The organism is Leclercia sp. LSNIH8 (genome assembly GCF_002920195.1).
Classification (GTDB): Bacteria; Pseudomonadota; Gammaproteobacteria; order Enterobacterales; family Enterobacteriaceae; genus Enterobacter.
Window position 1 is genome coordinate 1 of sequence record NZ_PQJY01000016.1, and the last position, 22,490, is coordinate 22,490.

Annotated in this window: 24 protein-coding genes and 1 pseudogene; 9 read left to right on the forward strand and 16 right to left on the reverse strand. The window is 56.9% G+C overall.

Going from position 1 to position 22,490, the window contains the following annotated elements:
* From C3406_RS24480 to yjdP, 6 genes and pseudogenes are all read left to right on the forward strand, one after another.
* Positions 1–194 (forward strand): annotated as a pseudogene (locus C3406_RS24480) (DUF2451 domain-containing protein); the annotation flags it as partial.
* A 15-nt stretch (positions 195–209) separates the two neighbouring features.
* Positions 210–734 (forward strand): DUF3304 domain-containing protein, encoded by a 525-nt coding sequence (locus C3406_RS24485; RefSeq protein ID WP_103825429.1) that lies wholly within the window; start codon positions 210–212, stop codon positions 732–734.
* 15 nt (positions 735–749) lie between these two features.
* Positions 750–1,211 (forward strand): DUF3304 domain-containing protein, encoded by a 462-nt coding sequence (locus tag C3406_RS24490; RefSeq protein WP_103825430.1) that lies wholly within the window; start codon positions 750–752, stop codon positions 1,209–1,211.
* Between the two features lie 56 nt (positions 1,212–1,267).
* Complete coding sequence (locus C3406_RS26960) at positions 1,268–2,422, forward strand: hypothetical protein (protein WP_476629950.1); 1,155 nt, start codon at positions 1,268–1,270, stop codon at positions 2,420–2,422.
* Complete coding sequence (locus tag C3406_RS26655) at positions 2,386–3,051, forward strand: hypothetical protein (RefSeq protein ID WP_233210597.1); 666 nt, start codon at positions 2,386–2,388, stop codon at positions 3,049–3,051. Before C3406_RS26960 ends, C3406_RS26655 begins: the two co-directional genes overlap by 37 nt.
* Before the next feature lie 95 nt (positions 3,052–3,146).
* Entirely contained in the window at positions 3,147–3,470 is a 324-nt protein-coding gene (yjdP, locus tag C3406_RS24500) for a DDRRRQL repeat protein YjdP (RefSeq protein WP_103825431.1), read from the forward strand.
* A gap of 82 nt (positions 3,471–3,552) precedes the next feature.
* On the opposite strand, the gene phnP is transcribed toward yjdP, so the two are convergent.
* The 15 genes from phnP to C3406_RS24575 form a co-directional block, all read right to left on the reverse strand.
* The gene (gene phnP, locus C3406_RS24505) at positions 3,553–4,311 is read right to left on the reverse strand and encodes a phosphonate metabolism protein PhnP (protein WP_103825432.1); all 759 of its coding nucleotides are present in this window, start codon (positions 4,309–4,311) and stop codon (positions 3,553–3,555) included.
* A gap of 9 nt (positions 4,312–4,320) precedes the next feature.
* Entirely contained in the window at positions 4,321–4,755 is a 435-nt protein-coding gene (gene phnO / locus C3406_RS24510) for an aminoalkylphosphonate N-acetyltransferase (protein ID WP_103177898.1), read from the reverse strand.
* Positions 4,742–5,299 (reverse strand): ribose 1,5-bisphosphokinase, encoded by a 558-nt coding sequence (gene phnN / locus C3406_RS24515; RefSeq protein WP_103825433.1) that lies wholly within the window; start codon positions 5,297–5,299, stop codon positions 4,742–4,744. Before phnN ends, phnO begins: the two co-directional genes overlap by 14 nt.
* Positions 5,296–6,432, reverse strand: a complete 1,137-nt coding sequence (phnM, locus tag C3406_RS24520; RefSeq protein WP_103825434.1) for an alpha-D-ribose 1-methylphosphonate 5-triphosphate diphosphatase — start codon at positions 6,430–6,432, stop codon at positions 5,296–5,298. The genes phnN and phnM overlap by 4 nt, the downstream gene beginning before the upstream one ends.
* Positions 6,429–7,109, reverse strand: a complete 681-nt coding sequence (phnL, locus tag C3406_RS24525; RefSeq protein ID WP_103825435.1) for a phosphonate C-P lyase system protein PhnL — start codon at positions 7,107–7,109, stop codon at positions 6,429–6,431. Before phnL ends, phnM begins: the two co-directional genes overlap by 4 nt.
* A gap of 108 nt (positions 7,110–7,217) precedes the next feature.
* Positions 7,218–7,973, reverse strand: coding sequence for a phosphonate C-P lyase system protein PhnK (gene phnK, locus C3406_RS24530; protein ID WP_103825436.1), 756 nt, complete (start codon positions 7,971–7,973; stop codon positions 7,218–7,220).
* The gene (locus C3406_RS24535; RefSeq protein WP_103825437.1) at positions 7,970–8,815 is read right to left on the reverse strand and encodes an alpha-D-ribose 1-methylphosphonate 5-phosphate C-P-lyase PhnJ; all 846 of its coding nucleotides are present in this window, start codon (positions 8,813–8,815) and stop codon (positions 7,970–7,972) included. The genes phnK and C3406_RS24535 overlap by 4 nt, the downstream gene beginning before the upstream one ends.
* Positions 8,808–9,872 (reverse strand): carbon-phosphorus lyase complex subunit, encoded by a 1,065-nt coding sequence (locus tag C3406_RS24540; protein ID WP_103825438.1) that lies wholly within the window; start codon positions 9,870–9,872, stop codon positions 8,808–8,810. The genes C3406_RS24535 and C3406_RS24540 overlap by 8 nt, the downstream gene beginning before the upstream one ends.
* Positions 9,872–10,456: a phosphonate C-P lyase system protein PhnH gene (gene phnH, locus C3406_RS24545; RefSeq protein WP_103825439.1), complete on the reverse strand. Its 585-nt coding sequence runs from the start codon at positions 10,454–10,456 to the stop codon at positions 9,872–9,874. Before phnH ends, C3406_RS24540 begins: the two co-directional genes overlap by 1 nt.
* Complete coding sequence (gene phnG, locus C3406_RS24550) at positions 10,453–10,905, reverse strand: phosphonate C-P lyase system protein PhnG (RefSeq protein ID WP_103825440.1); 453 nt, start codon at positions 10,903–10,905, stop codon at positions 10,453–10,455. The genes phnH and phnG overlap by 4 nt, the downstream gene beginning before the upstream one ends.
* Positions 10,906–11,631, reverse strand: coding sequence for a phosphonate metabolism transcriptional regulator PhnF (gene phnF / locus C3406_RS24555; protein ID WP_103825441.1), 726 nt, complete (start codon positions 11,629–11,631; stop codon positions 10,906–10,908).
* A 20-nt stretch (positions 11,632–11,651) separates the two neighbouring features.
* Positions 11,652–12,431 (reverse strand): phosphonate ABC transporter, permease protein PhnE, encoded by a 780-nt coding sequence (gene phnE, locus C3406_RS24560; protein WP_103825442.1) that lies wholly within the window; start codon positions 12,429–12,431, stop codon positions 11,652–11,654.
* Positions 12,432–12,481: 50 nt separating this feature from the next.
* Positions 12,482–13,498 (reverse strand): phosphonate ABC transporter substrate-binding protein, encoded by a 1,017-nt coding sequence (phnD, locus tag C3406_RS24565; protein ID WP_103825443.1) that lies wholly within the window; start codon positions 13,496–13,498, stop codon positions 12,482–12,484.
* Between the two features lie 23 nt (positions 13,499–13,521).
* A complete protein-coding gene (gene phnC / locus C3406_RS24570; protein WP_103825444.1) occupies positions 13,522–14,310 on the reverse strand; it encodes a phosphonate ABC transporter ATP-binding protein in 789 nt (262 codons plus the stop codon).
* A gap of 156 nt (positions 14,311–14,466) precedes the next feature.
* Positions 14,467–14,802, reverse strand: a complete 336-nt coding sequence (locus tag C3406_RS24575) for a zinc ribbon domain-containing protein YjdM (protein ID WP_103825445.1) — start codon at positions 14,800–14,802, stop codon at positions 14,467–14,469.
* Between the two features lie 591 nt (positions 14,803–15,393).
* Here C3406_RS24575 and crfC point away from each other — a divergent pair.
* Positions 15,394–17,751, forward strand: a complete 2,358-nt coding sequence (crfC, locus tag C3406_RS24580; RefSeq protein ID WP_103825446.1) for a clamp-binding protein CrfC — start codon at positions 15,394–15,396, stop codon at positions 17,749–17,751.
* Positions 17,748–18,626 (forward strand): diguanylate cyclase regulator RdcB family protein, encoded by an 879-nt coding sequence (locus C3406_RS24585; protein ID WP_103825447.1) that lies wholly within the window; start codon positions 17,748–17,750, stop codon positions 18,624–18,626. Before crfC ends, C3406_RS24585 begins: the two co-directional genes overlap by 4 nt.
* Positions 18,627–19,062: 436 nt before the next feature.
* Here C3406_RS24585 and kdgT read toward each other — a convergent pair whose 3' ends face one another.
* On the reverse strand, positions 19,063–20,058 hold the full coding sequence (gene kdgT, locus C3406_RS24595) for a 2-keto-3-deoxygluconate transporter (RefSeq protein WP_103825449.1): 996 nt from the start codon (positions 20,056–20,058) through the stop codon (positions 19,063–19,065).
* 655 nt (positions 20,059–20,713) lie between these two features.
* Between kdgT and proP the strand changes: the two genes are divergently transcribed.
* Positions 20,714–22,216, forward strand: coding sequence for a glycine betaine/L-proline transporter ProP (proP, locus tag C3406_RS24600; protein ID WP_103825450.1), 1,503 nt, complete (start codon positions 20,714–20,716; stop codon positions 22,214–22,216).
* The last annotated feature ends 274 nt before the right edge of the window (positions 22,217–22,490 follow it).

Sequence of the window (22,490 nt, forward strand, 5' to 3'; positions counted from 1 at the left end):
TTAAAGGTATGAGATTAGAAACACGCCGCACGGTAATGCCTATGCCAGGCCGCCAGTGGGGTGAAAACTATCTCCATGCCTATTTCCTGCCCGATGACAACGTCTACTTATGGTGGAGCACGGGTTTCAACAGCCCTTCCGCTGAAGATATTGCCGCACAGGTGGCACAAAAGCAGCGCCAGAATACGCACTGATTTTAAGAGATTAAAATGGGATTTTTTAACGTGTTCGACAAAACAGACGGTGCGGTTAACCGGGGGTATGCCCGCTGGGGAAAATGGCTCTGGGGTGCACTGTTACTACCAGTGGTGATTTATCTTGGCTGGTCAGTGTGGGCGGCTGTCTGGGGGCCGCCATCGGGGCCGGTAACGCTGATTATTCACAGTGATCTCGACAGGCCTGTTTTAGGGTTTAGCGTGAATGGTGTTGCAGGTGCGAACGCATTTGCTCATGGCGGGGGCGGTGCCACCTGCTGCGGCAGCATCAGCGGGGATAAGGCTGAAGTGATCTGGACACTCAGCACCACCAGAGCCCAATACGACGCAGGGCTGCGTAAAGAGATCCGCAAGTTAATACTTCCTTTGCCAAAACGTGAGTGGGGTGAAAACTATCTCCATGCCTATTTCCTGCCCGATGACAACGTCTACTTATGGTGGAGCACGGGTTTTAACAGCCCTTCCGCTGAAGATATTGCCGCACAGGTGGCACAAAAGCAGCGCCAGAATACGCACTGATTTTAAGGGATTAAAATGGGATTTTTTAACGCGTTCGACAAAACAGACGGTGCGGTTAACCGGGGGTATGCCCGCTGGGGAAAATGGCTCTGGGGTGCACTGTTGCTACCAGTGGTGATTTATCTTGGCTGGTCAGTGTGGGCGGCTGTCTGGGGGCCGCCGTCAGGGCCGGTTACGCTGATTATTCACAGTGAGCTCGACAGGCCTGTTTTAGGATTTAGCGTGAGTGGTGTTGCAGGTGCGAACGCATTTGCTCATGGCGGTGGAAAAGCAACGTGTTGTGGAAGCATTAGTGGTGATCGTGCAGAGGTTATTTGGACTTTAAGTACCACACGGGATCAATATAACGCAGGGCTTCGCAAAGAAACACGTCGTATCGAAATACCTATGCCGGTACGAAAGCAAGGTGAAAATGATTTACACGTTCATTTTTTGCCGGGTGACAAAGTCCTGTTGGGATGGAGCAATAACGCATAGTCACCTTATGAAAAATATCCGGAAAAAACACAATCGAATAAAATGGAAAATAATTAATGGATATAGAAAGCCTCATTTCTGCAGCAAACCGGGCTCAGCAGGCGGAAGATGCTGGTTTAGGGAACTGTTCACGGGTATGGCATGTAGGGTTCTTTTTTGATGGAATTCATCGAAATATCGAACAGGATGCACCGGAGCATCGTCTTAGCAATATTGCTCGCTTGTTTCGAGCATATCCCAGCGTTCAACAAAACTCTCCCAAAGAGAGCTATGATAAATTCTACATTTCAGGACTGGGCACTCCTTTTAATGAAACTGTCGTTGAAAAGCTTCACACAATCATGGACAGCGGCTTGGGCAGCATAAAGGATGAGTTAAAAGAACAACCTGGCGAAATGGCCAAAGAGGCGGGCAGCGATTTCATAAAAGGCAACAACTGGTACGAGGTTTTAAAAAACCAAGGAAAAAAACTTCTCAACCCTGCGGAATGGAAAAAACTGGCCTCCGATACTACAAAAAAGGCTACCCAAAAAAGTATTATTGAATCAACCCCCTGGATCCGTGATCACCCCACGATAGCAGATATGCTGGTAACGGGCGTTGATACCCGTATTACATCCACAAAAATAACGTTTGAAGAGGGGTATAAGGAGGCTGTTAAAAAAAGCCCGGTTCCCATCAAACTTATCTCTGTTTCACTGTTCGGCTTCGATCTTGGTGCTACCCTGGCACGTAAATTCCTCGATAGTCTGCTGAAAGACATCTGTAAGAAAGAGGGGAACAAATACACTTACCAGGGCATACCCGTCGATATTGTCTTCACCGGCCTGTTTGACTGCTCACGGCGTACGTCAGCCAGCATCAACAACGGCGTGGATTACTTTATCTCTGCGTTTGGTGGGCCGATAAGAGGAATAAGTGTGCTACTGGGGGATAAATCCATCGACCATGACACCCCCTTGCCTGGGGCGGTGAAAAAAGCCTGCACTTGGTCGCAGCCCATGAAACCCGTGTCTGGCGCTGCCTGTACCGCACCGGCAATAACCCGGCGCATAAGGAAGAACTCTATCCTGGATGCGCGGAGGATATCGGTGGGGGTCTTAAACCGGACGAACAGAAACCCAGTGCGGAACTCTGCCGCGTGGCGCTACACAGGATGTACCGTGAGGCTACCATGGCGGGCGTGCCTTTTCCTGATTTTCAGACACTAGATAAAACGGATACGGATGTGGCGGCTTATTTCATCGTCCAGGACAACGTTAAAAACCAGTCCGTCCTGCAGTGGGCAAAGGCGTACCAGACCGCGCTGCCCTTTACCTCATTAAATACCGCATGCCAGAACCGTCATCTGGACAGCTATATCGACTGGCTGGGACGTCAGTACTATCAGTACCGCACAGAATGCCTGAAATACGAAAAGCAGCGCGGCGATACGCTGGTCTCTGCTGGCGCATCCGCAGGGTTTGCTGGCACTACGCAAGAGGCGAAAGAGACCGCCGGGCAGTACGCCAGTGAACTCCGTATATTGCAGCAGCATTGGGGATGGCTTGATGACGTGAAGGATGCCGCCATAAAAATGCAAAACAGTATGGAAAAGAATCCGGCGGACAGACGCAAGGACATTGCACCTGACGTGTATGGACCCGCACTGTGGCGTGCGAAGCGGTTTCTCCACTACTTCCACGCAGCAAACCTTGGTAAACCCAAGCCGTTTCCCATAGATACGGCGCCGCCAGAAATGTACGCGTGGTTTGTTCACGATCTACAAACGGTGGACAAAGGCGCGAGTATCTCGCAAAACTTTTTTGTCATTCGTACAATGGAAATGCCTGAAGCCTGATGAGGGATGTTCGCGACAGCATTTGAGATTCCTCCGCTACTCGCTCCACCCGCTGTTTATTACCGTAAAGCCAGCTCACCTGCGAGACTGGCTTTATGAAACAATACTCTACCGCCCTGTTATTGGGTTTGCTCTCTTTAACCAGCCATCTGGCTCACGCTGATATTGTTGATGACACCATCGGCAATATTCAGCAGGCGATTAACGACGCCTACAACCCCAACAGCGACCGCAATAACGATGACGATGACCGTTACGATCGGCGTCGCAGCAGCGATGACCGACAGTATGAAGAGCGCCAGCGCCAGCTGGACGATCGCCGTCGTCGCCTGGATGAACGTCAGCGCCAGCTGGATGAGGATCGGCGTCGTTTAGAAGATGACGAGCGCAGGCTGGAAGAGGATTACGATCGGCGGTAATGCCAGTGTCCGGCGGCGCTTCGCTTGCACGGGCCTACGGTTTTGTAGGCCGGGTAAGGCGAAGCCGCCACCCGGCATTGCTTCAGTCCAGCGCCAGCACCATCCCGTCATACCCCGCCTCAAACCCCACAGGGAGCGGGTTGTCCATCATCCACACGTCAAACTCATGGCTGATATGGGTCAGGATCACCTGCGGGCAGCCAATCACCTGATTTAGCGCGATAACTGTATTCAGATCGCAATGGTTGCGCGGCGTCTCATCCTGCGGCGCATGGCTACAGTCAATCACGATCGCCTGCGGCTGGTTGTTGAGCAGAAACTTCACCGTTTTCTCCGGCAGCCCGGCGGTATCGGAGAGCCAGGCCACGCGGCTGTGGGCGCTCTCCAGCAGATAGCCAAAAGTCAGCTTCGAATGGTTGAGCGGCAGCGGCGTCACCCGCAGCCCCTGGAGTTCAAAGACCACAAACGGCTCGAGAGTATGGCTAAAGTCGAGAATGCCGGGATGCTTAAACAAGTCGTCGCACCCGGCTTCATCTGGCGGGCCGTAGACCGGAATGGTCGCCCCCACCCCCCAGCGCAGCGGAAACAGCCCCTGGACATGATCCATATGGTAATGGGTGAGTAAAATCTGCTGAAAACTGCCCGCAGGCCAGTCGTCCATCAGGTGTGGGATCCCGGCATCCAGCAGCGTCACCGCATCATTGAATTTGACCACCGCGCTACAGGGGCGACGGCGATAATCTTCCTGCAAACGCGCCCGGCGGCAGGCCGGGCAGTCGCAGCCAAAAGCGGGCACCAGCTGGGCGCCACCGGTTCCCGTTAACGTAATGGTCAGACTCATGACGCCTCCTTACAGAGGTTTGGTGAAGCGGAAGTGGCTCTGGGTATACCCTTCACGAAGATAAAAGCGGTGCGCATCGAGACGCTTGACGCTGGTGGAGAGCTCGGTCATCTCCGCCCCGGCGTGGCGGGCCTCTTCTTCCGCCCAGGCCAGCAGCCGGCTGCCGACCTTCAGACCGCGCGCCTGCGGCATCACCACCAGCTCCTGGATCTCGCCGATCCAGTTGGCGTGATGCAGGTGAAACTGCATGTGCAGGCCGATCATCCCGATGATGTGTCCATCCTGTTCGGCCAGCTGGTAACGCATATTGTGATCCTGCAGATTGGCCGCGAACCCCGCATGGAACGCCGAACGGTCAAGCTCCGCCTGTTTTAACTCACAGATCAGGCCATAGACCGCGTCAACGTCCTCCGCGGTGGCGGGGCGCAACTCACACTCGGGCATGGTTTTTCTCCTTCTGGTTAATGAGTGAAAGGAAGTTGTCGACAGACTGGTGCAAACTGCCGTCATTGTTAAGGATCGGGCAGTCGGACGGCGTATAACGGGCGGCGCGCGCCAGCCGCTGGTCGATCTCTTTAGCGCTCTCCCGCCCACGCGCCTGCAGTCGGCTGCGCAGGATCTCCGGCGACACCTGCAGGCAGATGGGCAGCAACGCCCCGGCATAGCGCGCCTGCGCCTGGGGCAGATGGGCGCGCGAACCATTCACCACCACGTCAAATCCGGCGTGCAGCCAGAGATCGATCTCCAGGCCCACCCCATAATAATAGCCGTTAGCGTGCCAGCTCAGGGCAAACAGGTGCTGCCCCGCGCGGGTAAAAAACTCCGACTCGCTGAGGGCGATGTGGTTTTCATTTCCGGCAGTCGCGGCGCGCGTGATGTAGCGGTGCGCCACCAGCAGTTGTGGATGGGGCTGCTCACGCAACGCCGCCAGCAGGCTATCTTTTCCGGAGCCGGAAGGCCCCATTAACCAGATCACTCTTCCCATCAGAACACCCTTTTTCCCTGACGCCAGACGTGGTCGATATGTATGTGCTCGCCTTTACGGTGCGCCAGCACCAGGTCCGCACGCTTGCCTTCGCTAATCACCCCGCGATCGTGCAGGTTGAGCGCCTGCGCCGGGTTGCGGGTCACCAGGCGGATCGCCTGCGGCAGGGTAAAACGATTCTCCTCGTCGTCCGCCACCCGGAACGCCGCATCCAGCAGGCTGGCCGGGTAGTAATCGGACGACAGAATATCCAGTAGCCCGAGCGAAGCGAGTGTGCTTGCCGCCACGTTGCCGGAGTGCGACCCGCCGCGCACGATGTTTGGCGCGCCCATCAGCACATTCATTCCGTGCTGGCGAGAGGCCTCTGCGGCCTCGAACGTGGTAGGAAATTCGGCGATCACGCTGCCAAGCTGCCGGGATTCAAGCACGTGTTCCGCGGTGGCGTCATCATGGCTGGCGAGGGCGATATTGCGCGCCCGGCAGAGGGCGGCAATGGCCTGGCGGTTGGGCTGCGACCAGCGGGCAGCAAGCTGAAGCTGTTCCTCTTCGTAGCGCGCCATCTGCGCGTCGTTGAGGGCGTATTTGCCCTGATAATATTCGCGATACTTTTCGATGTTAGCGAACTGGCGCTGGCCCGGAGAGTGGTCCATCAGCGACACCAGGGTCACCGGCTCACGGTTCACCAGCTTCTCGAACAGCGGCAGGGTGGTGTGATGGGGTAGCTCGCAGCGCAGGTGCAGGCGGTGCTCGGCGCGGTTGAGGCCGCGCTTCTGCGTCTCCTCCACGGCATTGATCATCTTCTCCAGATTCTCAAGACGATCGCCGCCGTCGCGCACGTCGCCAATCGCCACCGCATCCAGCACCGTGGTGATGCCGCTGGCGACCATCATCCCGTCGTGACTGCTCATGGCCGAATGGGCTGGCCAGTCGACTTTGGGTCGCGGGGTGAAGAACTTATCCATGTTGTCGGTGTGTAGCTCAATCAGCCCCGGCAGCAGCCAGCCGCCTTCACCGTCCATCGCTTCCGGCAGGCGGCTTTGGGTTTCGGCAAAGGCGCGAATGATGCCGTCCTGAATATCGATGGAGCCGTCAACGACCTCGTTTTCCAGCACCAGTTTTACGTTGTTCACGATCATGCGGTGATCCCCATCGGGTGCAGACGATCCGCCACGCGATCCCGCACCGCGTCGTCGTGGAAGATCCCGACGATCGCCGCGCCACGCGCTTTGGCCTCTTCGATCAGTTCAATAACCGCTGCGCTGTTTTTGGCATCCAGCGAGGCGGTCGGTTCATCGAGCAGTAAAATCGGGTAATCGACGATAAAGCCGCGGGCGATGTTGACCCGCTGCTGCTCGCCGCCGGAGAAGGTGGAGGGGGCGAGATGCCACAGGCGCTCCGGTACGTTGAGGCGCGTCAGCAGGCTGGCGGCTTTGGCGGCGCAGGTGTCCCGCGGCACGCCGAGATCCAGCAGCGGCTGCATCACCACCTCCAGCGCCGGAACGCGCGGGATCACCCGTAAAAACTGGCTGACCCAGCCAATGGTGGTGCGCCTGACATCCCGCACCTTACGCGCCGGGGCCTGCACCAGATCGACCCATTCGTCGCCGTGGCGCACATGGATATGGCCTTCGTCCGGCAGGTAGTTGGCATACAGGGAGCGCAGCAGGGTCGATTTGCCGCTGCCGGAGTGGCCATGCAGCACCACGCATTCGCCGCTGTTCACTTTCAGAGAGGCATTCTGCAGCACCGGCAGGCGCACGCCGTTTTGCTGGTGGAGCACAAAGGTCTTACTTACGTTTTGTACGTGGATCATCTTGGCCTCGTGGCGTTTTCTTGCCGGGTGGCGCTTCGCTTACCCGGCCTACATAGAGCGCGGTTCGTAGGCCGGGTAAGGCGAAGCCGCCACCCGGCAACAGCAAAATCAGTTCTGCAATACCGATGACACCAGCAGCTGGGTGTAGGGATGATGGGGATCGTCGAGCACCCGGTCGGTCAGCCCACTTTCCACCACCTCGCCGCTCTTCATCACCAGCAGACGGTCCGCTAGCAGGCGGGCGACGCCTAAATCATGGGTGACAATCACCACTGCCAGGTTCAGCTCCACCACCAGACCGCGGAGCAGATCCAGCAGGCGGGCCTGCACCGACACGTCCAGCCCGCCGGTGGGTTCATCCATAAAGACCAGCTTCGGATGGGTAACCAGGTTGCGGGCGATCTGCAGGCGCTGCTGCATCCCGCCGGAGAAGGTGGTGGGCAGGTCGTCGATACGCGACGCCGGGATCTCTACCTCCTCCAGCCACTGTTTCGCCGTCGCGCGGATGTCGCCGTAATGGCGCGCGCCGGTCGCCATCAGCCGTTCGCCGATATTGCCCCCCGCCGACACTTGGCGGCGCAGGCCATCCATCGGATGCTGATGCACCACGCCCCACTCGGTGCGCAGCAGGCGACGGCGCTCGGCCTCGCTCATGCCATACAGCGAGTGGCCGTCATAGAGAATGTCGCCGTTCTGCGGCGTCAGGCGCGCCGAGAGGGATTTCAGCAGGGTGGTTTTACCGGAGCCGGACTCGCCGACAATCCCCAGCACTTCCCCCGGCCACAGGTCAAACGACACGTCGCTGAAGCCTTTGCCTGGCGCATATAGGTGGGTCAGGTTATTGACCGAAAGCAGCGGTTTCATTGGCTGTTGGCCTCGCTCTGTTGGCGGCAAAAATCGGTATCGGAGCAGACAAACATCCGTTTGCCGGTGTCATCCAGCACCACTTCGTCGAGATAGCTGTGCTTCGACCCGCAGATGGCGCACGGCTCATCCCACTCCTGCACCATAAACGGGTGATCGTCGAAGTCGAGGCTCTCAACCCGCGTGTAAGGCGGCACGGCATAGATGCGTTTTTCGCGGCCGGCACCAAAAAGTTGCAGGGCGGGCATCATGTCCATCTTCGGGTTGTCGAATTTCGGGATTGGCGACGGGTCCATCACGTAGCGCCCGTTAACCTTCACCGGGTAGGCGTAGGTGGTGGCGATGTGGCCGAAGCGGGCGATATCCTCGTACAGCTTCACCTGCATCACGCCGTACTCTTCCAGAGCGTGCATGGTGCGGGTTTCGGTTTCGCGCGGCTCGATAAAGCGCAGCGGTTCGGGGATCGGCACCTGGAAAATCAAAATCTGATCTTCAACGAGCGGGGTCTCCGGGATGCGGTGGCGGGTCTGGATCAGCGTGGCGTCTTCGGTGCGCTCGGTGGTGTTCACCCCCGTCACGCGCGTAAAGAACTGGCGGATCGAGACGGCGTTGGTGGTGTCGTCCGCCCCCTGGTCAATCACCTTCAGCACATCCGCTTCGCCAATCACGCTGGCGGTGATCTGAATCCCGCCGGTGCCCCAGCCGTAGGGCATGGGCATTTCACGGCCACCGAACGGCACCTGATAGCCGGGGATGGCCACCGCTTTTAAAATGGCGCGGCGGATCATGCGTTTGGTTTGCTCATCCAGATAAGCAAAGTTGTAGCCGCTGAGGTTAGCCATTGTCGCGCTCCTGTTGCAGACGTTTAAGCAGCTCCAGTTCAGCCTGGAAATCGACGTAGTGCGGCAGCTTAAGGTGCGAGACAAAGCCTGCGGCCTCAACGTTATCCGCGTGGGCCAGTACAAACTCCTCGTCCTGCGCCGGGCCTGTAATGTTCTCGTCGTAGTCGGGGGCCTGGAGGGCGCGGTCAACCAGCGCCATCGCCATCGCCTTGCGCTCGCCCATGCCAAACACCAGGCCGTAGCCGCGGGTGAAGTGCGGTGCGTCGTTATCCGGAGTGACGAAGCCGTTCACCATTTCGCACTCGGTCATCAGCAATTCACCGACGTTCACCGCAAATCCCAGCTCTTCCGGCACAATATCGATGTCGATATAGCCGCTGCGGATCTCTCCGGCGAAGGGGTGGTTACGGCCATAGCCACGCTGGGTGGAATAGGCCAGCGCCAGCAGATAGCCCTCGTCGCCACGCATCAGCTGCTGCAGGCGCGATGAGCGTGAACAGGGGTAAACCGGCGGCGTGCGGGTGATGTCGTCTGGCTCATCGCCGCAATCCTCTTCCGCTTTCGCCAGCCCCTGGTTGGCCAGCAGGCTAAAAACGTGCGGCGCGGCGTCCTGCTCGGTGTTTGAGGGGGTAAGGCGAGGGGCTTCGCCGTTTGCCAGCAGGGTGAAATCGAGCAGGCGGTGAGTGTAGTCGTAGGTCGGGCCAAGCAGCTGGCCGCCGGGAATGTCTTTATAGACCGCCGAAATGCGGCGCTCCAGGCGCATCTCTGCGGTGTTGATGGGCTCGCTGACCGCCAGCTTCGCCAGCGTAGTGCGGTAAGCGCGCAGCAGGAAGATGGCCTCGACGTTATCACCGCTGGCCTGCTTCAGCGCCAGGGCCGCCAGCTCGCGATCGGCGATGCCGCCTTCGGTCATTACCCGGTCAACGGCCAGGTTCAACTGCTGTTCAATCTGGGCGACGCTCAGCTCGGGGATCTGCTCATCGCCCCGGCGTCTGTGCTCCTGCAACGCGTGGGCGGCGGCGATCGCCTTCTCGCCCCCTTTGACGGCAACGTACATCAGCACACCTCCACGTGGGTGGTTCGCGGGATCGCCAGCAGGCGCTCGCCGCAGGTCAGCAGCAGGTCGATGCCCAGCGGGAACGGGTGCGGGCGCTCGGTCAGCTCGTGAATGATGCACTCCGGCAGTTGCGGGGCGACCATCCGTTCCTCGGCGATGCCGGCCCCGGTCAGGCGCAGCATGCGTCCGCCGCTCAGGCTGGAGACCTGCAAAATCAGGGTGGCGCTGGTCTCCGGCGCCACAGCGCTGCCCTCGCTCAGGGCGTTGAGCTGCTCGTGGCCGATCTGCTCGTCGGCGACGGCGAACACCGCCTGCTGCGGCTGCTCCACCAGCGGGGCGCTGGTATGAAAACGCAGGTTACTGCTGACGATATCGTTGCTGACGGAGCCCGACAGCCAGACCGGGGTGTCATTATCGGCCAGGGTCAGCAGCACGCTGGTGGTGGCGAGGTTCAGCGGCTGCCAGCCATGCTTAAGCTGATGCAGCGAGACGATGACGCCCGGCTCGCTCATCGCTTTCAGCAGACGACGAAAACTGTGCTGGGCATCCTGCACGGCAAGGGTAAAAGCGGGTTGAAGGGTCATGCGTTGTCTCCGCGAACGAGCGTAAAGAAGTCGACCCGGCTGCTGTTGACCTCAGCCTGACGCGCGGCAAGGCGCGCGGCGCGGTCGGCTTCCAGCGGGGCAATAAGGGTTTCCATCAGGGTCTGAAAATGGGGGGCTTCCTGCAGCAGGGCATCCACAACGGCGCACTGCTCGGCGTGGGGTTTGTTACGCCCGAGCAGGTAGCTGTAGCCGAGGGTGCCGCTGGCAAGACGCACCACGGCGCGGGTCAGGGTGGCATCGCCAGCGAAGTAGCGGGCCCCGGTGCCGCCCATCCGCGCCTGGATCTGCACCAGTCCGGTTTCCGGGGCGCGGATCAGTTCATAAGCGTGCGACAGGCTCAGCGCCGACATCCGCGCGGCAAGCGCCGCAGGCTGGCTGTGGGCGAGCACGGCCATCCAGTGCTGACGGGTGGAGGTATCGAAATGCATTCAGTGCTCCATGGTGAATTCAATCATGTCGGCGCGGGTCAGGCTGACGGAGTACTCCGTCGCGTTGATTTCGCCGTCACGGTGGTTAAGGGTGCGCACGCAGAGCAGGGGCGCCATGTTGGGGATCTCCAGCACCTTGCTCTCTTTGGCCTGTGCGCGGCGGGCGCTGATGCGCGTCTGGGTGCGTTTGAGCGCAATGCCCGTGGCATCCTGCAGAAAGTCATGCAGCGAGCCGCTGGTGAAATGTTGCAGCACCGGCCAGAGGGCCAGATCCGCGAAGTAGTGGTCGATCTGGCAGAGGGGAATACCGTTAACCCGGCGCAGGGTGCGCAGGTGGATGACGTTGTCTCCCTCCTGGATCCCCAGCGCATCCGCCACGTGACTGGAGGCCGGACGCAGCACCGAGAGCAGCTTTTCGCTGGTGGGGTGGCTGCCCTGATCCAGCAGGTTCTGGCTGAAACGCGCCTGGGCGTTGAGCGGGTAGTCGAACGGGCGCATCAGCACCAGCACGCCGACGCCCTGGCGGCGCTGTACCCAACCGCGCTCCACCAGCTGGTCAATGGCCCGCCGCAGGGTGTGACGGTTGACTTCATAGCGATCGGCAAGCTGCTGTTCCGCAGGCAGATAATCCCCGCAGCGGTAGTGCGTGCGCAGCTCCACTTCGAGCTTTGCCGCAATCTCTTGCCAGCGGGTGGGGTAACTGGTCGGATGTCTGGATAAGTGCATACAAATCAAAGCCTCGCTTCTCAGATGAAGTGCTTACGCAAACGTTGAGAGAGGAAGTCCAGCAGGCTGACGGTGATGATGATGAGCACCATCAGGGCGCAGGTTTGCTGGAACTGGAAACCGCGAATCGCTTCCCACAGGGTGACGCCAATCCCGCCTGCGCCCACCATGCCGACAACGGTGGCGGAGCGGACGTTGGACTCAAAGCGGTAGAGGGAGTAGGAGATGAGTAGCGGCATCACCTGGGGCAGCACGCCGTAAAGAATTTCTTCAATTTTGTTGGCACCGGTGGCGCGAATGCCTTCGACCGGGCCGGGCTCAATGGCTTCCACCGCTTCCGAAAGTAGCTTGGAGAGCACGCCGGTGGTGTGAATAAAAAGCGCCAGCACCCCGGCGAAGGGACCGAGACCGACGGCGACAACGAACAGCATCGCAAAGACCATTTCGTTGATGGCGCGGCAGGCGTCCATCAGGCGGCGCACCGGCTGGTAAATCCACCACGGCACAATGTTGTCGGCGCTCATCAGGCCAAACGGAATGGAGAGCACCACGGCCAGGGCGGTGCCCCAGACGGCGATTTGCAGCGTGACGGCCATCTCGCTGAGGTAGTCCTGCCACTGGCTGAAGTCCGGCGGGAAGAAGTCGGCGGCGAAGGTCGCCATGTTGCCGGAGTCCTGGATCAGCGTCAGCGGGGCCATTTCCGCCCCTTTCCATGAGACGACGAGCACTGCCAGCAGTACGGCCCAGCTGATCAGCGAGAACCAGCTGCGCTTTGGCGGTGGGAGAGTGATGGTTTGCATGTGTGCTCCTTAATCTGTTCTCCCTCTCCCTCAAGGGAGAGGGAACGTAATCACTGCACCGCTTTGGTCACGCTGGTCATTGCCCCCAGCGCGGCGGTCAGGCGGTCGAGATCGTCCAGCTGCGCCTGAATTTCAGACAGCTTGCTGTTCTTCTCTTCCTCTTTCAGCGTCTTGTTGTCCTTCACGCCCTGGATCTGTTTGAACAGCGCCAGCTGGCGAATCGGCACCAGCTGCAGGTCGCTGGAGGCGCGGAACGGCGCCCAGCCCAGGCGTTCCAGCACGTTTTTCTCTTCCGCGGTTTTGCCGTAGTTCATAAAGAAGTCGTACACCTTCTCCTTGGTGCTTTCGGAGAGGTTTTTACGCCACACAATCGGGTCGCCCGGGATCAGCGGAGATTTCCAGATCACCTTCAGTTCTTTCAGCTTGTCCGGCGCGGAGGTCTTCAGCTTGTCGAGGTTTTCGGTGTTGTTGGTGGCGACGTCCACCTGTTTGTTGGCGACGGCCAGGGCGTTGGTTTCGTGCCCGGCGTTGACCGTGCGTTTGAATTCGCTGGTGGAGACATTGTTTTTGGCGAAGACGTAATAGCCCGGCACCAGGAAGCCCGACGTGGAGTTGGGATCGCCGTTGCCAAAGGTGAGCTCTTTACGTTTGGCGAGCATGTCGTTGAGGTTGTTGATCGGGCTGTCTTTGTTGACGATCAGCACGCTCCAGTAACCCGGGGAGCCGTCGGCGGCCACGGTTTGCGCAAAGACCTGACCGTTGGCACGATCCACCGCTTCCATCGCCGAGAGGTTGCCGTACCAGGCGATGTCCACTTTATTGAAGCGCATCCCCTGGATGATGCCCGCGTAGTCCGGGGCGAAGAAGGCGTTCACTTTGATCCCCAGCTTGCTTTCCATGTCCTTCAGGAAGGGTTCCCACTGTGGCTTCAGGTTCTGCTGTGATTCCGTCGAAATAATGCCGAAATTCAGCGCTTTTTCCTGCTCCTCTGCAAACGCCGGGCTGAACAGGGTGCTGATGCTGAACATGCTGGTAAAGGCCAGCGCGGCAACCGTCTTATAGCTCATTTCCATTCCTCATTGTGGGGACGTTAAGCAGCCTGCGCGCTCTCTTCGACGCGGTTAATGCTGCGGTAGAGATGATCAAAACGTTCGTTATCAAACTGGTGGCTAGCGCCATCGAAGAAGACGTGCCCCTGACGCAGGGCGACGATGCGCTCGCAGTAGCGCAGGGCGTAATCCACCTGGTGCAGCGTGACCACCACGGTGATGCCGTCCTTGCGGTTAATGTCGCGCAGGGTTTCCATGACGATGCGGGCCGACTCCGGGTCCAGCGAGGCGATCGGCTCATCGGCGAGAATGATTTTTGCTTTCTGCATCAGCGCCCGGGCAATCGCCACGCGCTGCTGCTGTCCACCGGACAGGGTAGAGACGCGCTGGTGGGCGAAATGGGCCATGCCGACGCGGGTGAGCGCCTGCAGCGCCTCCTGCTTCTGAGCTGGCGAGAACCAGCGCAGACAGGTGCGCCAGAACGGGGTGCTGCCGAGCGCGCCAATCAGCACGTTCTCCAGCACCGTCAGGCGATTGACCAGATTGAACTGCTGGAAGATGTAGCCGGTCTGGGCGCGGCTTTTGCGAATATCACTCGCCAGACGGCCCGCGCGCTGCACGGTATTGCCCAGCAGCTCAACGTGGCTTTCAGAGGTTTTGTCACAGGTGATGAGGCCGCTTAAGTGGCGCAGAAGGGTGGATTTACCTGAACCGGACGGCCCCAGCAGCGCTACCATTTCGCCCTGCTGGACGGTCAGATCAACGGCATGCAGAGCCTTATTGTGATGAAAGGTTTTGCTCAGCTTCTCGACGCGGATGACAGTGTGCATGGGTAAGGCCTCAATTCAAATGTGGCCTCATGCTGGCGGATCAATGTGACATTTAGGTTAAGTGTTGGTTGCGGGAGTTTGAAGAGTTGAGGTGAAAGCGATGACAGTGACTGCAGGCCCGGCGGCGCTGCGCTTGCCGGGCCTATAAAAGACAAATCAGTTCTTCTTAACGAACTCGGATTTGAGCTTCATCGGGCCGAAGCCGTCAATTTTGCAGTCGATGTTGTGGTCGCCCTCGACCAGACGGATGCCCTTCACTTTGGTGCCGATCTTCAGCATAGAAGAGCTGCCTTTGACCTTCAGGTCTTTAATGACGGTGACGTTATCGCCATCCGCCAGCAGGTTGCCGTTGGCATCTTTAACGATCAGCTCATCGCTCTCGGCTACGGGTTCTGCGTTGTTCCATTCGTGAGCGCATTCCGGGCAGATGAACATACCGTTATCTTCATAGGTATATTCAGAGTTGCATTTCGGGCAGTGTGGCAGTGACATGGTGTTCTCCTCAAAATAGTGCGAACCGGCGGCAATGAGGCCCGCCAAAAATCGACAGGTTGTCGAAAAAGGCGGCAAGTATAGCGCATGTCCTTACTTTTGTCGGTGATATTATTTTTCGCTTTTGGCTAAAAAAAGCGTTTCTGATGACAGAGTCTGTCAGTGACTCAGGTAATGATAAGTACCCGGCGCGAGAATGAAATGCTTGCGAATGAAAGCAATAATATTTTATTGCGGCAAATTGATACGCCGTGTCATTTCGGATAAGGTTAAGGTGCTAATGATATTCACCGTAAATGTTTTTATAGCCATCCCCGGGCTTGCAGGGATGATTACCCCCTCATTTTTGGTGGGCGATTAAAGATGGTTTATCCTGAAATTTATTAAATTTGAGCTACGCTCTTAGTCTTTCGGTTTCCCTGACCGAAGGAGCGCGCTCCGCTGTTTTATGCGCTTAAAGAATATATTTGATTGTCATCAGACAATTATTTTGCGTCGAACATATTTGCTACACGGAATCATATAAGCCGATCCTTCATTCTTAAAATAATTCGGTTATATAAAATTTGTGTTAAGGGAAGGCTTTTTACTATGCATACACAAACAATATTTGAGTTAAGCCAGGAAGCTGAAAGACTGCTGCAACTCTCATTGCAGAATCTCGAGTCACTAAGCGCCATGCCTGCTGCGATGCTGGACAATGCAACGTCGGCCCTTACCGGCGAAACCAGCAACGTTTTACCTCTACATTTTAGTGCCCGTGGTTTAGAAGCGCAGCAGTCCATGCTGAATAATGAACTGCGCAAAATTACCCGTCTGGAGATGGTGCTGGCGATTGTGGGCACCATGAAAGCCGGTAAATCGACGACTATTAACGCCATTGTGGGAACGGAGGTGTTGCCCAATCGCAACCGTCCGATGACCGCGTTGCCGACGCTGATCCGTCATACGCCTGGTCAGAAGGAGCCGGTGCTGCATTTTTCTCACGTGGCGCCGATCGATACATTAATAAAACAAATGCAAAAAAAGCTGGCCAATTACGATCGCGGCAAGCTGGCCCAGCAACTTGAAATTGATAAAGATATGAATGCGTTGCTGGGGCGCATAGAAACCGGCGAAGCGTTTGAAAAACATTATTTAGGCGCGCAGCCGATATTTAATTGTTTAAAAAACCTGAATGATTTAGTGCGACTTTCTCAGGCGCTGGGAACAGATTTTCCTTTCTCTGCCTATGCAGCGATTGAGAATATCCCGGTTATTGAGGTGGAGTTTGTCCATCTGGCCGGGCTGGATGGCCATCTGGGGCAATTAACTCTGCTGGATACCCCCGGGCCGAATGAGGCCGGGCAACCGCATCTGCAAAAAATGCTTACCGAGCAGCTCGCCCGCGCTTCGGCGGTGCTGGCGGTAATGGACTATACGCAACTGAAGTCGATTTCCGACGCCGAAGTGCGGCTGGCTATTTCTGCCGTCAGCAAATCGGTACCGCTCTACGCGCTGGTCAACAAATTCGATCAGAAAGACCGCAACAGCGATGATGAAGAGCAGGTGCGGGCGATGATCTCCGGCACCCTGATGAAAGGTCATATTTCCCCAGGGCAGATCTTCCCGGTCTCCTCGATGTGGGGGTACCTGGCGAATCGTGCGCGTCATGAGCTGAATCAGCACGGCAAGTTGCCGGATCACCAGGAGCAGCGCTGGGTGCAGGATTTTGCCGAAGCTGCGCTGGGCCGCCGCTGGCGGACTGCCGATCTGGACGATATTGAACACGTTCGCCACTCCGCCGATCTGCTGTGGGAGGATTCCCTCTTTGAGCAGCCGATCCGCAAGCTGATTTATGCCGCCTACGCCAATGCCTCGCTGTATGCGTTACGCTCGGCCTCGCATAAGCTGTTGAACTATGCCCAGAACGCCCGGGAATACCTGGATTTCCGCTATCAGGGGCTCACGGTCGCCTTCGACGAGCTGGAGCTGAATATCGCCCGCCTGGAAGAGGATATGGCGCTGTTGCAGTCCCGTCAGGTGTCGGTAAGCAATGAGGTGCGGCATGAAGTCGGACAGGCGCTGGCGGCGACCGACCTGTTTATCAGCACCCAGCAAAACGATATCAAACTTGCGGTAGCGCACATTTTCAATCCGGATAATTTGCTCGATCTGGCCGGGTTTAAGCCGCACACGCTCCATGCCGAGGCGTTAGCTACGCCGGGGCATCTGGTGCTGGACGATGAAGGTCAGGCGCAGATCCTGCTGAGCAAAATCCGCTCCTCCTGTGAAATGATCCTGCTGGATGCTCAGGCAAAAATCGGTCGCGAGCTGGCGCTGCGGTTTGACCAGCTGGAAACCACGCTGGCCCGCTCCCTGAACGACGCCATGCGGCCCATTGAAACGCGGATTAAAGAGGAGCTAAGCCATGCCGGATTCCGCGCGCGGATCAGCTTCCCGGCGTTTCAGGCAAACCAGCTTAACTTCAATACCCGGGGGCTGTTCAGCGATGCTATCGCTCAGGAGAGCCTACCGGCTGGCCAGGGGCAGGGAACCAGCAGTGCGCTGCGCGACACGGTCTCCCGTTGGTTGAACAATCCGGGCTGGGGCTGGGAAGATTATGTGATGACGCGGACGCGGTATGTTATTAACGTGTCAGAGCTTCATGAAAAATTTAAACAGCATATAGATCACTTTTGTGAACAAATTCGTAAAGCTTTGGCTGCGCAGGTCGATGTCTCTGTTACAGCGGGTATGGCGACATTCTTTGCGGAATTCTCGTTATGCCTTGCAGGATTACAGGAAAGCTTGCGTGATAGCCTCGCAGTGCGTCAGCAAAATGAGCATGCCACACGGGCGCTCAGCCAGCTGTTGCAGCAATGCATTACGACTGCGACGTGGATTCAGGAAGATACCCGACTGTTACGCGATGATATTCAAACGTTATTCGCGGCAGAGCAACCATGACAAAACAACTACTGGACGGTCCCGGACGGACGCTGGAATGTATCCATCCTAAATTTATGGTCGACCTGGTGCAGGGGGCTGACGCGCAGCGTCACACCTCTGTGGTGTCGCAACAGCAGCACTTTCGTGAACGTTTAACCCAGGAGATCATGGCGCAGTCTCAGCTTCGTCAGTGGGCCATGGGGGGAATGTTCAGCGAAAATGCTGTGCTGCGGCTCGGGCTGGCGGAGAAGCTGGCGGGCATGTTTGACCCCGGCCATCTGGCGCTGACCCGCATGACACACATTCTCTCCACGCTGCGCCAGCAGGCCAGCCTGCGCAATCAGCCGCCGATTGGTGTGGTGCATCAATACGAAACCCTCTCCGCCCATTTTCAGCAACGTGCGCAGTTCAAAGAGAAGGCATTAACCCAGCGCGGATTAACGGTGCAGGCAGGCGTTCACAGCGAGCAGATTTTTACCCGCTGGCGCGCCGGGCACTACGACGGCTGGTCGCTGGCCGGTCGCGGTTATGTGGTGCTGGAGGAGCTGCGCTGGGGGGCGTTCGGTGATGCCTGTCGACTGGCAAATGCAGACGTCAGCGCCATGTTGAAAGATAACCTGTGCAGTATGGTGGCTAACTATCTGGCGCAGGGGATCAACGCTGCACCTAATACCCGCCATTTTTATCACCAGTGGCTCACCACGCCCAGTACGCCGGGGATTATCGACCATAAAGATATGCTGGGCTGGCTGGGTGACTGGTGTGATGCGGACAGGCATCCGGTGTGCTGGTCGGTGACGCAAAGCTGGCAAAATGTGGCGCTGGGGATGCCGAGGTTGTGTTCGGCGGCGAGGCTGGCGAAAGCGATGGTGGAGGAGGTGTTTGGGGAGTAGGGGGAATATGTGGCTCAGGTGGTGGTTCCGTTCACCTCACGTTCCTTGCTTCTCTGATACATCCGAACCGGTGAACGTGCCAGGGTGGCTCAATCGCCACCACCCTGGCGACCCGGGCTTCCGGCAAGAAAATCGCCGCTTCGCGGATTGTTCGCCCCATCCCTGGGGCTCACCCCTCCGGGGCCAGCGCAAGCGCTGTCCAAAATTGCTCCCGGCAATTTTGTCCTCAGCTTATTCCTCCAGGCTTTCGGGTCGGGCACCAGCCTGCATCCCTGCCGGCTATGCCCTCTCGGCGCATCCCTGCGCCTCGCCCCGGCCTTCCGGAAACGCTTCGGCGATTTTCAGCCGGACCTGGGAGCCGCTGTAAGCTATTAATTATTCTGTTACTACTTTGTGGCTTTAAATGAAAAACCCTCCCGGGAGGGAGGGTCAGGTATTAGTGGTGCAGTGATTCAACCGGACGCTGTTCTTCGGTCGTGGTTGGAACGTTGCCAAAGCGTTTGGCGTACAGCGCGGTAATAATCGGCACCAGAATTGCGGTGACGATGACGCTTGCTGCAACCAGCGCGGTAGCGGAGGCGGCAACCGGTTCAAACGCCGGGTTAATCTGGGCGATAATCACTGGGTTTGCCACCGCAGCGCCTGCTGCGGAAGAGGCGGCGACACCCGCAGTACCATTCCCGCCGCCGATAACGCGGTCGGCAATAATCAGTGGGATACCGGTGATGATGATAACCGCCACACCCAGCACGATACCCAGCAGGCCGGTATCCAGAATCACGTTCAGGTTGATGGTGTTACCCAGCGCGAAGCCGAAGAACGGGATCAGAACCGGGGTTGCTTTACTGAAGAAGTCGCGCAGATCGTGGTCGAGGTTGCCGAGGGCAAAACCGATCAGGAACGGCAGCACGGCGCCGACAAAGTGATGAAGTTCAAAGGAGGCCAGACCGGCGGAGCCAAGGATCAGCATGGTCATCAGCGGGCCAGATTCCAGAGACATCAGAACGAAGGCGCCGGACTCTTCTTTAGTGCCGTACTGGTTCATCAGGCTGGCATACAAGCCACCGTTGGTCATGTCCATTGCAGAGACAATCGCCAGCACCGAGAGGCCTGCGAAGAAGCCGGTCTGAATACCGTTTTCCGGAATAAACATGGCGCAAACCATCGCCACAATCCACGCCACGGCAATTTTGGTAATTACCAGCGTACCGGATTTACGTAATACCGTGCCCGTTGCACGTAAATTAATGGAAGCGCCAATACAGAAGAACCAGACCGCAAGGATCGGTACTGTGCCGGTAATCATGCCTTTGGTGAATCCACCAAAATAGGCTCCAGTATTAGGTGCTAAGGTATTTAAAATTGCACCCAGTACCAGCGGAACCAGCATCATCCCTCCGGGGATGCGTTCAATCGCGGCTTTAATCTTCATCATCAACCCTCACATCTCATCGCGCATCGCCAGCGGACAAGTCATATTTAATAATCTAATGAATTCAACGAATTGTGACACAGTGACGTCAGCGGACTCGTCATTCATACAGCAGATATAACCAGTTTGGTTTTTTTAAGCCTTCACTCAAAGGCCACCAGACTCGTTGTGACGGGCTTATGATGTGATCGTTGGAATGATGATTCAATGAAAATAAAACAGTGTTTTAGTTATCTGCGTCACATATTTTGAGGAAACACGATATTTGCCTCTTGATTATTAAAACCGCTGTAAATACATTGTAAAATAATGTCGTTCTTTTTTGATTTCACAGCAAATAATAACGGCTGAAAAGATATCTACCGAGCCAGACATAAGAAACAACTGATTGGCATGTATTTACAGTTTTGACTCTTCCGGTAAAAACCCTAATAAATGTGTGAAGTTGATCACAAATATAAACGCTGGTAGGGTAAGGGCATCATTAACAGCCCAGACAGGCGTCACAGGTTCGGTTGTACCGCTCCGAAAGGTCAGTGTAAGTAAACCTGCTACGCTTGAGAAAGGAGAATGCGCATGAGGCGCTTCCCGGGTTCCACAGAGCGCACTTTTTAAGTGCTGTGGTGAGCACTGGGCCCAGTCTACGAGGATAGCAATGCTGAAAAGGAAAAAAGTTAAACCGATCACCCTGCGCGACGTCACCATTATTGACGACGGCAAACTGCGCAAAGCGATCACCGCCGCCTCGCTCGGTAATGCGATGGAATGGTTCGATTTTGGTGTGTATGGCTTCGTGGCCTATGCGCTGGGTAAAGTCTTTTTCCCCGATGCCGATCCCAGCGTGCAGATGATTGCTGCCCTCGGGACCTTCTCTGTTCCCTTCCTTATCCGCCCGTTAGGGGGGTTATTCTTCGGCATGCTGGGGGACAAGTATGGTCGTCAGAAAATCCTCGCCATCACGATTGTGATTATGTCGGTCAGTACCTTCTGTATTGGTCTGATCCCGTCGTACGCCAGTATTGGTATCTGGGCGCCGATCCTGCTGCTGCTCTGTAAGATGGCACAGGGCTTCTCGGTCGGGGGCGAATATACCGGTGCGTCGATCTTCGTTGCCGAGTACTCCCCGGACCGTAAGCGCGGCTTTATGGGCAGCTGGCTCGACTTTGGCTCCATTGCCGGGTTCGTGCTGGGCGCGGGCGTGGTGGTGCTGCTCTCCACCGTAGTGGGCGAAGAGAACTTCCTCTCCTGGGGCTGGCGTATTCCGTTCTTCCTGGCGCTGCCGTTGGGCATTATCGGCCTCTACTTGCGTCACGCGTTAGAAGAGACCCCGGCGTTCCAGCAGCATGTTGATAAGCTGGAGCAGGGCGATCGCGAAGGCCTGCAGGATGGACCGAAAGTCTCGTTCAAAGAAATTGCCACCAAACACTGGCGCAGCCTGCTGACCTGTATCGGTATGGTGATCTCCACCAACGTGACCTATTACATGCTGCTGACCTATATGCCGAGCTATCTGTCGCATAACCTGCACTACTCGGAAGATCACGGCGTATTGATTATCATCGCCATTATGGTGGGGATGCTGTTTGTCCAGCCGATCATGGGTCTGCTGAGCGACCGCTTTGGCCGTCGTCCCTTCATTATTTTCGGCAGTGTCGCGCTGTTCTTGTTGGCTATCCCGGCCTTCATTATGATCAACAGCAATGTGATCGGGCTGATTTTTGCCGGCCTGCTGATGCTGGCGGTGATCCTTAACTGCTTTATCGGCGTGATGGCTTCAACCCTGCCGGCGATGTTCCCGACCCACATTCGTTACAGCGCGCTGGCGGCGGCGTTTAATATCTCGGTGCTGATCGCCGGTCTGACCCCTACGCTGGCGGCGTCGCTGGTGGAGAGTACCCAGAACCTGATGATGCCAGCGTATTACCTGATGGTGATTGCGGTCGTCGGTCTGGTAACCGGCATTTATATGAAAGAGACGGCGAACCTACCGCTGAAAGGGGCGACGCCTGCTGCGTCTGACCTTCAGGAAGCGAAAGAGATCCTGCGTGAGCACCACGACAACATTGAGCAGAAGATAGAAGATATCGATGCTGAAATTGCCGCGCTGCAGGCGAAGCGTTCCCGACTGGTCGATCAACATCCCCGCATCAATGAGTAAATAACAAAACCCGGCTTCGGCCGGGTTTTGCGTCTTTCGTCACCATAACGTCACAGCATATAAGGTAGATCATATTTTCTATGGTTTTCCTGATTTTGCTTGCGTAATCGTTTTTTTCATACCTAAAAGGAATACGACTAAAGTTTATTGGCGCTTTGATTGAATAGTGCTTACGCTGTATATAAGCAGATGCCTCTAAAAAATCGACGCTTTGAGCGCTATGAGAGATGTGTATGCCGGGTTTTACACCAACATAGTTATGAATGCAGACAGA